Source organism: Musicola paradisiaca NCPPB 2511 (assembly GCF_000400505.1).
GTDB classification, from domain to species: Bacteria; Pseudomonadota; Gammaproteobacteria; order Enterobacterales; family Enterobacteriaceae; genus Musicola; species Musicola paradisiaca.
Genome location: NZ_CM001857.1, coordinates 3,986,861 through 4,002,240 on the forward strand (window position 1 = coordinate 3,986,861; position 15,380 = coordinate 4,002,240).

General features: G+C 57.6%; 13 protein-coding genes and 1 pseudogene. 4 read left to right on the forward strand and 10 right to left on the reverse strand.

The features are described 5' to 3' along the window. Positions 1-859 (forward strand): heavy metal translocating P-type ATPase (locus tag DPA2511_RS22065; protein WP_035049860.1); only part of this gene is annotated, 859 nt, incomplete at its 5' end. A gap of 33 nt (positions 860-892) precedes the next feature. On the opposite strand, the pseudogene DPA2511_RS22070 reads toward DPA2511_RS22065, so the two are convergent. The 4 genes and pseudogenes from DPA2511_RS22070 to DPA2511_RS17675 all read right to left on the reverse strand — a co-directional run bounded on the left by DPA2511_RS22070 (position 893) and on the right by DPA2511_RS17675 (position 4,956). Beyond that, positions 893-2,199: pseudogene (locus tag DPA2511_RS22070) on the reverse strand (MFS transporter). Continuing rightward, on the reverse strand, positions 2,196-2,849 hold the full coding sequence (locus tag DPA2511_RS17665; protein ID WP_015855105.1) for a DUF4286 family protein: 654 nt from the start codon (positions 2,847-2,849) through the stop codon (positions 2,196-2,198). The pseudogene DPA2511_RS22070 and the gene DPA2511_RS17665 overlap by 4 nt, the downstream one beginning before the upstream one ends. 61 nt (positions 2,850-2,910) lie before the next feature. Then, positions 2,911-4,254, reverse strand: coding sequence for an amidase (locus tag DPA2511_RS17670; RefSeq protein WP_015855106.1), 1,344 nt, complete (start codon positions 4,252-4,254; stop codon positions 2,911-2,913). A gap of 9 nt (positions 4,255-4,263) precedes the next feature. Beyond that, the gene (locus DPA2511_RS17675) at positions 4,264-4,956 is read right to left on the reverse strand and encodes a DUF2848 domain-containing protein (protein ID WP_015855107.1); all 693 of its coding nucleotides are present in this window, start codon (positions 4,954-4,956) and stop codon (positions 4,264-4,266) included. A gap of 104 nt (positions 4,957-5,060) precedes the next feature. Here DPA2511_RS17675 and DPA2511_RS17680 point away from each other — a divergent pair, with 104 nt between their 5' ends. After that, positions 5,061-5,756 (forward strand): GntR family transcriptional regulator, encoded by a 696-nt coding sequence (locus tag DPA2511_RS17680; protein WP_015855108.1) that lies wholly within the window; start codon positions 5,061-5,063, stop codon positions 5,754-5,756. Positions 5,757-5,785: 29 nt separating this feature from the next. On the opposite strand, the gene DPA2511_RS17685 is transcribed toward DPA2511_RS17680, so the two are convergent. After that, the gene (locus DPA2511_RS17685; protein WP_015855109.1) at positions 5,786-6,433 is read right to left on the reverse strand and encodes a DapH/DapD/GlmU-related protein; all 648 of its coding nucleotides are present in this window, start codon (positions 6,431-6,433) and stop codon (positions 5,786-5,788) included. Positions 6,434-6,626: 193 nt separating this feature from the next. Between DPA2511_RS17685 and DPA2511_RS24350 the strand changes: the two genes are divergently transcribed. Continuing rightward, entirely contained in the window at positions 6,627-7,478 is an 852-nt protein-coding gene (locus DPA2511_RS24350) for a DUF1868 domain-containing protein (RefSeq protein ID WP_015855110.1), read from the forward strand. A gap of 214 nt (positions 7,479-7,692) precedes the next feature. On the opposite strand, the gene ahpF is transcribed toward DPA2511_RS24350, so the two are convergent. Both ahpF and ahpC read right to left on the reverse strand, forming a co-directional pair. Continuing rightward, positions 7,693-9,261: an alkyl hydroperoxide reductase subunit F gene (gene ahpF, locus DPA2511_RS17695; protein ID WP_015855111.1), complete on the reverse strand. Its 1,569-nt coding sequence runs from the start codon at positions 9,259-9,261 to the stop codon at positions 7,693-7,695. Between the two features lie 74 nt (positions 9,262-9,335). Then, the gene (ahpC, locus tag DPA2511_RS17700) at positions 9,336-9,899 is read right to left on the reverse strand and encodes an alkyl hydroperoxide reductase subunit C (RefSeq protein WP_015855112.1); all 564 of its coding nucleotides are present in this window, start codon (positions 9,897-9,899) and stop codon (positions 9,336-9,338) included. A gap of 320 nt (positions 9,900-10,219) precedes the next feature. On the opposite strand from ahpC, the gene DPA2511_RS17705 reads away from it, so the two are divergent. Further along, the gene (locus DPA2511_RS17705) at positions 10,220-10,453 is read left to right on the forward strand and encodes a hypothetical protein (RefSeq protein ID WP_015855113.1); all 234 of its coding nucleotides are present in this window, start codon (positions 10,220-10,222) and stop codon (positions 10,451-10,453) included. A 23-nt stretch (positions 10,454-10,476) separates the two neighbouring features. On the opposite strand, the gene DPA2511_RS17710 is transcribed toward DPA2511_RS17705, so the two are convergent. From DPA2511_RS17710 to DPA2511_RS17730, 3 genes are all read right to left on the reverse strand, one after another. Further along, complete coding sequence (locus tag DPA2511_RS17710; RefSeq protein ID WP_015855114.1) at positions 10,477-11,643, reverse strand: M20 aminoacylase family protein; 1,167 nt, start codon at positions 11,641-11,643, stop codon at positions 10,477-10,479. 395 nt (positions 11,644-12,038) lie between these two features. Then, positions 12,039-12,662, reverse strand: coding sequence for an HD domain-containing protein (locus tag DPA2511_RS17720; protein ID WP_015855115.1), 624 nt, complete (start codon positions 12,660-12,662; stop codon positions 12,039-12,041). A gap of 739 nt (positions 12,663-13,401) precedes the next feature. Beyond that, entirely contained in the window at positions 13,402-15,129 is a 1,728-nt protein-coding gene (locus DPA2511_RS17730) for a methyl-accepting chemotaxis protein (RefSeq protein WP_023638477.1), read from the reverse strand. Positions 15,130-15,380: the final 251 nt, after the last annotated feature.

Sequence of the window (15,380 nt, forward strand, 5' to 3'; positions counted from 1 at the left end):
GGCCGCCAGTCTGGCCGACCGCTCCGACCATCCGGTGTCGCAGGCGATCGCCAGCGCGGCGCAACAGGCGCAGATTGCGCCGATCGCGGTCGATACGTTTACCGCGCTGGGCGGCCTTGGCGTCACCGGCGTCATCGACGGACACGCCTATTTTCTGGGCAGCCCGCGGCTGGCACAGCAACGGTTGGGCGATGCTGCGACCCGACACGCCGATCGGATGGCGGGCCTGGAACAGGATGGCAATACGGTGGTGGTGCTTGGCGACGAACGCCAGGTGCTGGCGCTGATAGCCGTGGCAGATACCGTCAAACCGGGCAGCCGCGACGCCGTCGCCAGCCTGCACCGCGCCGGGATTAAGACCCTGATGCTGACCGGCGATAATCCGCACGTCGCCCAGGCGGTCGCCAGAGAGGTGGGCATCGACGAAGCGCGCGGCAACCTGCTGCCGACGGATAAGCTGTCCATCATCGAACAGTTGGCCGGTAAAGGCGTGATCGGTATGGTGGGCGACGGCATCAACGATACCCCGGCGCTGGCGCGGGCGGATATCGGGTTCGCCATGGGCGCGATGGGAACCGATAGCGCCATCGAAACCGCCGATGTGGCGCTGATGAACGACGACTTGCGCAAGATCCCCGAATTCGTAAGGATTTCAACATCAACCCGCCGCATCCTGATCCAGAACATCGTGCTGGCGTTGGGCATCAAGGCGGTATTCCTGCTGTTGACGCTGATGGGGCTTGGCACCATGTGGATGGCAGTATTCGCCGATGTCGGCGCCAGCCTGCTGGTGGTCGGCAACGGACTGCGACTGCTGCGCCAGTCTACCCCCCGCGAGCAGTCCGCACCAGCGGCCTGACGCCGCCCATTCGCGGCGGCAGGCCTATTACGGTCACTCATCCGACGGACGGGTGGCCGTTTCTCTGGCGCAGAATACCGCCAGCAGAGTCAACAGCAGCGCCGCGCAGACGTACAGAGAGATCGCCACGGTCGAGTTCCAGGAACGGAATAGCGTGGTAATGATCAGCGGGGCGAAACCGCCGCCGACGATCCCCGCCAACGTATACGCCAGTGACGATCCGGCGTAACGTACCTGCGCCGGAAACTGCTCGGTGACGAACGCCGCCTGCGGCCCATACATCGCCGCGTGAATCACCAGTCCGACGATCACCGCCAGACAAATGGTGACCGGATAGGTGGCGTCCAGCAGCACGAAAAGACAAACGCCCAGACCATGCCGGCGATCGCTCCCCCCATATAGACCGGGCGACGCCCCAGCCGATCGGACAGCATGCCGAACAGCGGCACGGTAATCACATTGGCCACCGCCCCCAGCATGGTGGCGGCCAGTGCCAGCGGACGCGGCAGATGCAGTACCGTGGTTACATAGGTCAGCGTGAACACCACCACCAGCGCATACAGCACGTCGGAACCGATGCGGGCACCGCCGGCGATAAACAACGAGCGCAGATGGCCGGTAAAGATCGCTTTAAGCGGTGCGTGCGCGGTCTTGTTCTGATGTTCCAGTTCAAGAAACGCCGGCGTTTCTCCCACGCCGCTGCGCAACCACAGCCCGAAGGCCACCAGCACCAGGCTCAGCAGGAACGGAATGCGCCATCCCCAATCGAGGAACTGCTCCGACGGCAACAGCAGCGTCACCAGCGTAATCAAGCCGGTTCCCACCAATGTCCCGGTGGATGGGCCGACCTGCGCAAACGAAGCATTACGCCCGCGTTGATGCGGTTTACCGTGTTCCATCGCCAGCAATACTGCGCCGGCCCATTCGCCCCCCAGCGCGATCCCTTGAATAAATCGCAGGCTGACCAGCAGAACCGGGCTCCAGATCCCCCAACTGGCATAACTGGGCAATACCCCCATCAGCGCCGTCGTCACGCCCATGATCACCAGCGTCGTGACCAGAACAAAACGCCGCCCCAACACGTCGCCGAGGTGCCCGAACACAAAACCGCCGATCGGCCGAGACACATAACCCACCGCGTAGGTGGAGAATGCCAGAATGGTGCCCACCAACGGATCGAAAGACGGGAAAAAGATGTGGTTAAAAACCAACGCCGCCATCAGGTTATAGACGGTAAAGTCATACCACTCCAGCGCCGTGCCCACCGAACTGGCCGCCGCCAGCCGACCGGTCTGTACCTGTGCGGACGTCACATTGTCAGCGTTAAGAGACAGGGTCATGATTTCAGATCCTCAGCAGTCAGGGCCCAGCCCAACGCATACTGCGCCGAGGCGGACAAAGGAAGGGAAAACGCCGCCGTGGCGGCATAAATGAAAGAACGGCAAGTGCTGTCGTAGCTGCTCTCTATCAGCAGCATCGGCAACAGTTGACGTTGATGAGTGTCCTCCGCTGGCAGCGGCGTACTGAGCGTCTCATCCGGCACCAACAGGCAAGAGCGAACGAATCCATGCTCGATGGCAAGCTGATGGCCCAACACCTCAGCTTTGACGATCAGCGCATCGGATACGTGCTCTTGCAGCGTGATCACCGCCAGATAGCTGCCGTTGCCCTGCCCGATCGCCGAGTGAATAGTGCAGACTCGGCGCATCGGCCGGCGCATTTTGCCAAGACTCGCTACCGACCAGGGTGTCTGATGGCGGAACGCCGCCTGATAGGACGCCGAGGTAAAGCAGTCCAGCGAGACGGTTTTATACAAGCCAAGATATTTACGCCCGCCGCTGACCGACTGGTAGCGGATACCGGACAGAAAACCCTCAATACGTACCCGCTCTTCCACATGTTCCGTGTCATACCAGCGGTTAAAGTCGGCCTCGTCGGCCGGATCGACATCGGTAGCAACAAACAGCATGCCCTGTGGCAATGTAGTCATCATCTTCTCCCGTCAAACAAGGAATAGCGGCAGTCGGCCGATAAAGCCGGAACAACGGCGATCAGTTCAGGCATGATTCCAACTCCCGCGCCCAGCTCAGCAGCTCGTCGTCCCGGCCGTGCAAGCTTCCCGCCATCAGCCCGACCGGCGCGTCGCCTGGGCGGTGACACGGCAACGAAATAGCGCAACCGTCAAGGAAGTTGAAAATTGCGGTATTACGTAGCGCCAGACCATTAGCTGCAAAATAGGCGTTCTCATCGGCGGCCAATTCATCAATGGCCGGCGCCACCATCGGTACGGTGGGCATCAATACCGCATCGAACCCCTGCCAGGTTGCTGCCGCTCGTTGCTGCCAGTCGACGCGACGCGACGCCAGTTCGCGCGCCTGCGCATCCCCCAACGCTTCCCCTTTGCGAATGCGTGACAGTACCCGCGGGTCGTACTCCGCAGCGCGGCGGGCAATCAACGCCTGATGCCAGCGCCAAGACTCCAACGCGGAAAAACCGCCGCCGGCGTTGATCGATGCCAGTTCCGCCAACAGTTCGCTCGGCAGTTCGACGATCTCCACACCCGCAGCCGACAGCCGGGAAAGCGCGCGGTCGAACGCGGCGGCGACGCTGTCGTCAAGGTTGTCCAACACCAGCGTCTGCGGTACGACGAAACGCGCCTGAGCCAGACGTTTTGGCTTCAGTGTCAGCGGCTGGTGTGCGACTACACTATCCAGCGCCACACAGCCCGCCACGTCACGGGCAATGACCCCGACGGAATCCAACGCGGTGGACAGCGGCAATACCCCCGCCCGATCGATACGCTGCGCCGTGGGTTTAAAACCGACCAAGCCGCAGAAAGCGGCCGGAATGCGTACCGAACCGCCGGTATCGCTGCCGATGGCGCCGTAGCACATACCGTCCGCTACCGACACCGCCGCGCCGGATGATGATCCGCCGGGAATGCGTCTGGTCAAACGATCCCATGGATTGGCAGGCGTACCGTAATGCGGGTTCAGGCCAAGGCCGGAGTAAGCAAACTCCGTCATGTTGGTTTTTCCCAACACCACGGCTCCGGCCTGCAGCAATCGCGCTACCACGGCCGCATGGCCACTGGCTGCTGGCACATCACGCAAAACGCGCGAACCGGCGGTGGTGGGTTCGCCCGACACGTCAAAGAGGTCTTTCACCGATACCGGTATACCTTCCAGCGCCGATCGCGGCGCGCCCTGCATCAGCAGGCGATCGGACACCGAAGCCTGTTCCAGTGCCCATGCGCCGTACACTTGGGTAAAGACGCGCGCGCCTTCACCGGCAGGATCGGCAATTCGCGCCAGCGCCTCGCGCGTCAGTTCGACCGCACTCAGCGATCCTTGCGCCAACCGAGTGGCCAGCGACATCAACGTTTGCTCGTTCATCCGTTCTCCTCAGGCCACGACCGGCAGCGCAGTGATAGCGTACTGATGGCTGATAACACGCCCTCGACGCTCATCGATCAGTTCCATGCGAAACGCCTGAGCCGGGCGGATGCCGCCAATTGCAGGAACCGTGCCGCAGCTCATCGCCAGCCCATCGGCCGGTAACGCCTCGCCGGAACGCTCTCGGTATAAAGACAGCAGTTCTTCTGGACGACGCAGCCCGGCTAATGTTCCTTGCTGATACAAGCGATAGTCACCATCCTCCAGAATCCAGGAACGCAACACCAACTGATCCCAGTACGCCTCCACGTCGGCGAAACGCCACGCCTGATGCGCCACCGGCTTCACACACACTTGTTTGGACAGTGCCACGCTGGAAGCTTCCAGTTCCCGGTCGGTATGATCGGAGGCCAACGAAACGAACCATTCCCCTTGGCGGCAGAACAGCAGCGGCTCTGCCTCACCAGATGTGGTTTCCCCCACGACGTCAATCTGCGCCGACTGACTGAGCTGATTGGCCGCCACGCGATAAAACAGCGGGATTGCACTGGGTTGAGGCACACCCAGCAGTTCCAATTCACGAATATGGTGCATCACTGCTTCGCGATCGCGCCCGGTCCAGCCGGCAATGACCAGCTCCTTGACCTCCAGATCCATCAAATCTGTTTCAAAATCATCGGGTAAATCGAAAAGTAATGTCATGACTGCCTTCCCTTGGTTTAAAAACACAGTGAAATTTCACTGTAACTTCAATTAATAATTAAGCGATTTCCATGCCAGAATTTTTCGGTAAGATGGAAAAAGTGATGATGACGCAGGAGCAAAGAGTGAAAGTGGTTGATGAAATCACGCCATCGGGAACGGCACAGGAAACGGGAGTGTCACTCAACGAACTGGCGTATGAGCGTTTCAAGCAGGCGTTGATAACCCTGCGCTACAAGCCTGGGGAGTATCTAAACACCGCGCAGGTTATGAACGAACTGGAATTGAGCCGGACGCCAATCATCCAGGCGGTACATCGGTTGGCGAACGAAGGGTTACTACAAATCATTCCGCGTAAAGGAATGATGGTGGCGCCGCTATCATTGGATGACGCGCTGGAGCTGATCGAAGTACGTCTCGTCAACGAACTGTTGTGTATCCGCCTCGTTTGCCAACGCTGCACTCAGCAGGATATCGCCCTGTTGCGCGAGCTCAACCAGCAGATCACCGCCGCCAGTCAAGCGCGGGATCACGTCGAGATGATGACGCTGGACCACCAGTTCCACCAACAGCTGTCGCGCATCGCGAACAACCATATTCTGGACGACATTCTTCGCGTGTTGAATGCCCGCTCCCAGCGCTTTTGGGCGACGACCCTGTCGCGCGAAGGGCATATGCAGGAAGTGATCGATGAGCATGACGCTATCATCAGCGCGCTGGAGCAACAGAACTCGGAAGCGGCCTGCGCCGCCGCACAGGCGCATATTCTGTCATTCCGCCATGCCTTGCTCAGCAACTAGCATCGTGGCATTTTTTTGACGTAGCTGCCTTATTCGGCGCAGAAGTGCGCCACAAATGCGGCGACATCCTGCTGGAACCACGGCAGGTTGTCGCGCAGTTTTTCATCCGGCCAGTCCCACCATTGCAGTTGTTCCAGCTTTTCCGCCACCGATTCGTCTGCAAAACGCGGGCGCAATATGCGGGCCGGGTTGCCCACCACCAGCGTCCAGGCCGGCACCGGTTTCGTCACCACGCTGCCCGCGCCGACAATCGCCCCGTTGCCGATACTGACGCCCGGCAGCACGATAGCGCCGTGGCCGATCCACACATCGTGCCCGATAACGACTTCATCCTGTTGACGCCATTCAAAAATATCGCTGTCTACCGCAGCGGGGTTATCGCGCATCTGATATTTGCCGGGCCGGTAGGTGAAATGATGCAACGTCGGTCGCCACCAGGGATGATTGCTGGGGTTGACCCGTACATGGGAAGCGATGGAGGTGAATTTGCCGATCTGGGTAAACATCAGGTCACAGTCATTCATGATGTAGCTGTAATCCCCCAGCGTCACATGATTGAGAATGGTGCGCTCGGCCACTGCCGTCCAGCGTCCCAATTCAATATGGAACGCATTGACATCATCGGCGAGACGGGGCGTCGGGCTGAGTACCGACGAGGGCGGTTGGCGAAGCTTCATACCTTTTCCTGCACGTTGACTGACGAAGCGGGTAACAGGTGTCTATTTTTTCACCCACGTATGACAAAGGCATGTCAGCGGCTTTAAACCCCGTTCTGATTTCCCCTTTCCATGTTGTGGTGAAATTCGCCGGTCATCAGGGCGTGCTTATACTGTCGCCCGGCAATGTGCCGGCAACCTGCGAAGACCCAAGATGAACTCATTACGCCGACGTTTTATTCTGCAACTGCCGCTGCTGGCCTGCGGCACCTCGCTGTTCAATACGGCTTTTGCCGACGACGACAGAGAACGATTCGCGACCATGCGCCCGGCGGGTTCCACCGCGCCAGCGCCGCACAGCGTCGACCCCGGCGGGAAATTCCACCCGGACGGCAGCGCCAGCCCCTTCCCCGGAAATACCCTCATTTGCCCGATTCCGCTGCGCACCGTCGCGTCGGATGCGCTGATGGCGGTACGGAACACGTTGCGCCAGCAGGCATTCAGTCACTGTCTGGGCTTCACACCGCCCTCCAGTTACCACATGACACTCTTCGAAGGGGTCACGCTCGCCAAGCGGCAAGCGGGGTTCTGGCCCGCAGACCTGCCGACGACGGCGTCGCTGGCTGATTGCACCCGACACCTGGCCGGAAAATTAGCGGGCTTCGCGTTGGAAAGCGACGTGCCGTTTCGCCTCGTCATCGCCGATTTCAATGCCCACCGCGACGCCGGCGCCACCATCCGCCTGACGCCGGCGGACAATCAGGAAGAGCGACGGCTGCGCACGCTACGCGATCGGCTGGCGGATCGGCTGCAAATCCGTATGCCGGATCACGATCGTTATGGTTTTCACATCACGCTGGCCTATCTGGTGCAATGGATGAACCGCACGGAATCACAGGCATATCGGCAGATACAAACCGATTGTCTGCGTTACTTGCAGCAACAGGTGCCGGTGTTGGCGCTTGGCGTGCCGGAGTTCTGCACATTCAATGATATGTTTGCGTTTGATACCTGGCTAAAGCTGGGGCAACCCTTGCAACAGGTACCATTGAGCGTGGTCGGCTAAGCGTGCGGCGGTAAAAAATCGGGCGAGTTTTTCATCGACTGGCACGTCAGGGTATACGCCAAAAAAAGCCCCCTTTCAGCGGGAACTGAAAGAGGGAAAGCACAGAAGAGAAAGCGGTAATGTCACAACGTTAAAGGAGGGTTGATAAAGCCAGCGTTCGGTTTCACCGACACACCGGACAACGGCAACGCCATCGCCCGATCCCTTGACGACATCAGGCCGATGTCGGGGTTCTGATCAGATAATCAAAGGCGCTGAGCGACGCTTTAGCACCTTCGCCGGTGGCGATAATGATCTGCTTGTACGGCACCGTGGTGCAGTCTCCGGCGGCAAACACCCCTTTGACGGTAGTTTCACACTTAGCGTCGATGATGATTTCGCCGATACGGTTACGTTCCACCGACCCTTCCAGCCAGTGAGTGTTTGGCAACAGCCCGATCTGCACGAAAATCCCTTCCAGCGCCAGTTTGTGGGTATCGCTGGTGACGCGATCCCGGTATTCCAGGCCCGTCACCTTCTGGCCGTCACCGATCACTTCGGTGGTCTGGGCATTCACAATGACATCTACGTTCGGCAGGCTGCGTAATTTGGCCTGCAGTACCGAGTCGGCCTTCAGCTCCGGCGCGAACTCCAGCAACGTCACGTGTTTCACCACGCCCGCCAGATCGATAGCCGCCTCCACCCCGGAGTTGCCGCCGCCGACCACCGCCACATGCTTGCCCTTGAACAAGGGGCCGTCGCAATGCGGACAGAAAGTGACGCCGCGGGTACGGTACTGCTCTTCCCCCGGCACGTTCATACTTCTCCAGCGCGCACCGGTTGCGATGATGATGCTACGCGATTTCAGCACGGCGCCCGATGCCGTTTCAATCTGGTGCGGCATGCCCGGCTTGCTGGCCGGAATCAGGCGCTGTGCGCTTTGCAGGTCGATAACGTCTACTTCATAGTCATCTACATGGCTTTTGAGCGCCATGGCCAGTTTGGCCCCTTCGGTTTTCGGGACGGAAATGTAGTTTTCAATGTCCACGGTATCCAAAATCTGGCCGCCGAAGCGCTCGCCCATCAGACCGGTACGGATCCCTTTGCGGGCGGCATACACCGCCGCCGCCGCGCCGGCCGGGCCGCTACCGACGATCAGCACGTCGTATACCGGTCGGTTATTCAGTTTTTCCACCAGCTTGTCGCCGGCGCCGGTATCCAGTTTGGCGACGATCTCGCCGAGGGTCATGCGCCCTTGTCCAAACTGATCGCCGTTCAGGAATACGGTGGGAACGCCCATGATATTGCGATCCTTGATTTCATCCTGGAATACGCCGCCATCAATCGCGGTATGCGTGATGTTCGGGTTCAGGATGGACATCAGGTTCAACGCCTGCACCACATCCGGGCAGTTGTGGCAGGTCTGGGAGTAATAGGTTTCAAAATGGAATTTGCCATCCAGCTCGCGGATCTGATCCAGCAGTTCCTGCGCCTCTTTCGACGGATGGCCGCCGACCTGCAACAAGGCCAGGATCAACGAAGTGAACTCATGCCCCATCGGGGCGCCGGCGAAACGCGGGCCGCTGGCGGAACCCGGATTCGTCACCAGAAACGACGGTTTGCGTACCGGCAGATCGTTATTCTCAAAGAAACTGACTTTATCGGATAACCCGGCGATGTCGGCCAGCAACCCTCTGACGTCCGAAGACTTTGCGGAACCATCCAGCGTCGCCACTAACTCAACAGGTTTGGTTAATTTTTCCAGATAGGCTTTCAGCTGGATTTTCATAGTATTGTCGAGCATAGATTATCCTTGAGTGCGAAAAATCGGGTGCGGCGCACCCGATAAAGATGTTCTTTGAGCAACGGGGAGCGGTCTTAGATCTTACCAACCAGATCCAGAGACGGCGCCAGAGTCGCATCGCCTTCCTGCCATTTGGCCGGGCAGACTTCACCCGGATGGGCCGCCACGTACTGAGCCGCTTTCACTTTACGCAGCAGGTCAGAAGCGTCACGGCCGATGCCTTCGGCAGTGATTTCAACCGCCTGAATGATGCCCTGCGGGTCGACGATAAAGGTACCGCGGTCAGCCAGGCCCTGATCTTCACGCATATTGTCAAAATTGCGGGTCAGCGCGCCGGTCGGGTCGCCGATCATGGCGTATTTGATCTTGGCGATGGTTTCAGAACTGCTGTGCCATGCTTTGTGGGTGAAATGGGTATCGGTAGAAACCGAGTAGATGTCTACGCCGATTTTCTGGAACTCGGCATAATGATCGGCAACGTCGCCCAGTTCAGTCGGGCATACGAACGTAAAGTCGGCCGGGTAGAAGAAGAACACGCTCCATTTACCCTCGATGCTCTGCTCGGTCACTTCAATGAACTGACCGTCTTTGAAAGCCTGATTTTTAAAAGGTTTAACTTGAGTATTGATCACTGACATCGTTCTTTTTCCTCATAAGGTTAGCGTGATTGGCCATGTGCCTGGCATGGGGCTAAAGGTACAGAAGTGTGATGTAGGTCGCTAATGCGTTGTCCATATCGAATCGATAAGCAATACCGAACGAACCGCCAGCCGACACCATAAAACACCAAGATGTGGGGGAACATCCTGCCATCGATACCGGCGGCGCATCCGCATAGCGGGCTGTCACGAATGCTTACAAAGCGTGCGCAATGGTGAGGATTTCGGCTTACGCGCAAGGAATATTGTTATGTTATAACCAATCAACTTTTCTTCTTCGGTTCACGACAGGCGTAGCCATGAAACTCAACATGTCGCTGGTTTTTCTCTCGTTCGCGGCGGCCGATGCCTCGGCCTTTCAGGCCAGAATCGCGCCCGTCGAGCCAAACGGCGCCGTCATACTGGCGCAGGCGGAAAACGCATTTCGTTATGGTCACGGTGTGAAAACCGCGACGCCGGGTCTATGCGATGCCGTTTCCGTGAGCGGATGCAACTGCCCGTTTTGTACCCAGTTGAGAAGCCTGGGCCGCTGATATTCAGCCCGGTTTTCGGTCAATCATGCATTCGCCGCGCCCAATGAGCGTTCCACCAGCGCTACCCACACCCGAATGCCGTCGCCGATAATGTCGTCGTTGAAGTCATAACCGCCGTTGTGCAACGGCGCACAAGGTGATGTGCTATCGGCGCCCAGCCAGAAATAGGCGCCGGGACACGCCTGCAGCATGTAGGAAAAATCTTCGGCGGCCAGCGATGCAGGCCGATCCCAATGCACGCGCGCCGCGCCCAGCGCGGACACCGCCGCATCCCGTAACGCGGAGGCGGTTTCAGGCTGGTTGCGAGTCACCGGATAACCGTAGCGCCAGCGCACTTCGCCCCGAACCCCAAAGGGCAAAGGCACCGATGCCGCATATTCATCGATCAGCCGCCGAGCCGTTGACCGGGTTTCATCACTGAGACAACGCAAGGTGCCCGCCAGCGCCACCTGTTCCGGGATCACATTCAACGCCTCGCCGCCCTCGATGCGGGTAATGCTGATCACCGCCTGCTCCTGCGGCGACAGCCGACGCGACGTGATGGTTTGCAACGCCAGGATCAACTGGGCGGCGGCCACCACCGGATCCGCACCACGTTCAGGCATCGCTGCGTGGCTGCTGCGGCCCGTCAGCGTAATGCGGAATCCATCCTGCGAGGCCATCATCGCGCCGGGATTCACCAGCACATCGCCCGCCGCCAGCCCCGGCCAGTTATGCAACGCATAGATCGCCTGCATCGGGAAACGCTCAAACAAGCCTTCGTTCACCATCATCTGACCGCCGCCTGCGTTCTCCTCGGCAGGCTGAAACACAAAATGCACGGTACCGGAAAAGCGGCGGGTTTCACTCAGATAACGGGCGGTCGCCAACAGAATGGCGGTATGTCCGTCATGACCGCAGGCATGCATGCACCCTTCAACGCGGGAACGATGATCGAACCCGTTTTGCTCTTGAACCGGCAGCGCGTCGATATCGGCACGCAGGCCGATAGCCGGGCCGTCGCCATGACGTAGCGTGCCCACCACGCCGGTTTGCGCAATGCCGGAATACACCTCAAGCCCAAAAGATTTCAGCAATTCGGCAATCCGGCCGGACGTTCGGCGTTCGCGCAAACCTATTTCCGGATGAGCATGAAAATCGCGACGCCAGGCAACCGCCTGCTGAATAATATCGAGAGGGATAGCGGCCATTCGCCAACCTGTCATGATGATTGAGAATGCGCTAATCATAGAGGGCGGAGTATTGCCTCGCGAATCATATTTCATCATTAACTTTGATGAAAAAAGACTAAGACAAAAAATAATCAACCAAGCGCCATTCATTATTAATGCGTTGAATTAAAAAATAACAACCAAATGATTTAAAAGAAGATGAAGTTAAAAAATAAAAGAAAAATATACGATGAAAATGCTATTACTCTTTATTATCTATCCGCCGACATTACTCTATCCACAATATTACCCTGGTTATTTTCCCGTTGACATCGTCCAGGTAAAAATAACGTTTCCGCCGCAGGCATTCCCACGACATCGCTCCCGGATAAAATATCCGCCGGGGTGCACTCCCTCCGCTCCCCGGCGTTTCACTATGCGGTTTCCCGCACGCCCGCCAACACCGTATCCAGCGGCAAATGCGCCTCATACTGAAGCCACAACTGTTGATACCATTCCTCATCGCCCAGCGACTGATGAATACAGGCGATATTGTTGCTGCACTGCTGACTGGCGATGCAATAAAGACGGGGATCGCCGCGCTTCAGCACATACAACAGACGCCGCATTTCCACCATATAGGGCCGGGCGAAAATCGGATCGTGGTCGAAAATATTGCGGCTGTTGTCGATCAGATCGCACAGTTTAATGCTTTGCGCCTCTGGGCAGGCGGCGGCACTGTGCAACAGGTTGGCGTTCTTGCGGTGAATGCGCTCGCCACCGCTTTTACGGGTACGTACATCGGTGAGCATTTCCACATAACGCCCCACCTGTTCACCAAACAGCGCCGTCACCTGCGCCAGCGTAACATCCGTATCTTCGACTGTGTCGTGCAGCCAGGCGGCGGCGATCATCTCGGGAGTCGGGTCGATCTGCATCAGCAGCATCACTACCGATGCGGGATGAATAATATAAGGTTCGCCGGTATATTTTCTTATCTGCCCACAGGCGGCGTGCGCCTCGGTGGCGAATATTCTGGCACGTTCAATGAGTTTCATATTCCGCTCCTTCAGCCGCGGGCCGCGTCGGTAAAATAGCGATCATAACGGTTCAGGCAATCACATCTTATTCCAACTTCACTGGCGATATTCCCGGTGTAAATATATCAACGGCTGCGCCCGGAAATCGGCAAGGACGGGATAACAGGGCATAAGGCGGCATTTTTATTCGACGCATCCCATTAATTCTACGCATCGACTTCCACTTTAATCGCGGCTTTTTGAAGCAGCACCCGCGACACGAATAATAACGGAGACGACCTGATATTCAGACCGTATTGAGCCGCACAGCCTGACTCATCGGCAAAAAAATACAACGTCATCTCTTGGTATATAAGGGGATTATCCTTTCTCCATGAGGTTATTCCCATCGGATTAATGCCAGAAACGGGAATAGAGGGAGCATGGAGGTATTGATATCGATATGTCGATAGCCCAATCCGCCCTGCCCGCAGTGGCCTGCAACGCGCGGCAAACCGCTGCGGGATCCGCAAGGCCACCGGTATGCCGACCAGAGTATGTTGCAAGTATGGCACAGCATTGCCAGTTCGCTGCGAACCAGGTCAAACTCTGTACAGCTGAAGCAGGCATGAGTCACTCAATGATCGCGACGCCCGCCATCCGGATTTTCGCCCCCCCCAAAGGTGACGTCGGCCACTTCACCTTTCACTACGCGCCGGCATCAATGACAACGGGCAGCCAGAGCTGCCCGTGTCCTGAAACCTCGCATCGACAACGATCAGAATGTTTCCCAATCATCCTCGCTGCCTGATTTTACTTTCGCCACACCTGCCGTTTTCGGCAATGCGGCTGCTTTGGGAGCAACCGGAGCCGGACGCGGCGCATTGATGGCGCCCAACGTGCGAGATTGGCTGCTGATGCGGAATACCGACACCGCTTCGTTCAGCCCTGCCGCCTGCTCCGCCAGCGATGCGGCTGCGGCCGTAGCTTCCTCCACCAACGCGGCATTCTGCTGGGTGACGTTGTCAATCGAATGGATCGCCTGACCGACCTGCCCAATGCCTTTGCTCTGCTCCTGAGATGCCACCGAAATCTCCGCCATGATGTCCGTCACACTCGTCACCGCATTGACGATTTCCTGCATGGTTTCGCCGGCCCGTTCCACCTGATCGGAGCCGGTCTCCACCAGCGTCACGGATTCGGTAATCAACCCTTCGATCTCTTTGGCCGCCTGCGCGCTACGCTGCGCCAGTGAACGGACTTCCCCGGCTACCACGGCGAACCCGCGCCCTTGCTCGCCGGCCCGCGCCGCTTCTACCGCAGCATTAAGCGCCAGAATATTGGTCTGGAAAGCGATGCCGTTGATGATATTGGTGATTTCAGAAATTTTCTTCGAACTCTGGTGGATGTTATTCATGGTTTTTACCACACCATCCACGAGGTTTCCCCCCTGACGCGCTTTGCCGGACGCATTACCCGCCAATTGACTGGCATGGTTGGCATTATCCGCGTTGTGCTTCACGGTGGATGTCAGTTGCTCCATGCTGGCGGCGGTTTGCTCCAGTGCGGAAGCCTGCTCTTCCGTGCGGGAAGAAAGGTCGGTATTGCCGGCGGAAATCTCGGTAATGCCCTGATAAATCGCTTCAACGCCGTGGCGCACATTGCTCACGGTTTTCACCAATGATGCCTGCATGTTCTGCAGATAGTGACCCAGTTGCCCGATTTCGCTGCGTCCCCATTGCGCCATCGGCATCGTGAGGTCGCCATTGGCGATATGCTCGATACGAGTAACCAGCGAACGCATGGGCTGGATCACCACCCGGCGCAAACACAAATAGGTAAACAGGGAGACCAACACCGCCACCACAAAACTGGCCGCCATTACGCTATAGCCAAGACTGGATTCCTGTTGCGCCGTTTTATTCAGCACTTCCGCCCGCTGGGTGCGAATCGCCACCACCTTCAACAACACGTCGTTGTAGGCCAGATCCAGCTTACGAGTCTGTTTCCACTCCAGCGCAGTGACATCGTCGAAACGCCCGGCTTTTACCGCCTCCAGCATCGGCCTGACGCCATTGTTGACGTAGTCGTTGTAACGCTGCTGCAACGAATCATCCAACGCCACATCAGCGGGCGTTTTTACTTCGCGGTTTTGATAGGCAGAGAAGCTGTCGGCGGATTGTTTCAGGCGGCCTTCCGCCTGCTGGATACTGCTGGCGGCGGTATCCTTGTCGCCATCTTTGGCGGCCGACGCCGCTTGAATAATCATCAGGCGTGCCGTGCGCAGATGGTTGGAGCTATTTGACACGCCGAGGCGTACCTGAATTTCCGCCGTGACGTCATTCAGCGAGCTATTGCTGCGCATAAGAAAATGCACGGAAAAGCTAATCGCCACAGCAAACAGAAGCAGAATGACGACAATAATCGTGCTGAACAGCGGCATCAGTTTCCAGTTATGCCAGAACGATACACGAGGGGAATCGGCAGAAAACGCTACAGTATCCATCATTCTTTTCCTTACGAAGGTGGTTTCTTATCGGCATAAATAAAACACGCCACGGCTTATTATCGGCAAGATGGAACAGGACGTTAAAAAAGGGAAAGAGAAGTTTACGGAGGCGATAAAAAACTAAGACATTGAATTATAAAATATAAATAACAAAAACCATAAATATGTCCAATGAACATCCCAAAGTGAATCACGGTTTTTCAGGCATTTGCCCACCCCGACAACACCAAGGGACACTAAAGATTACA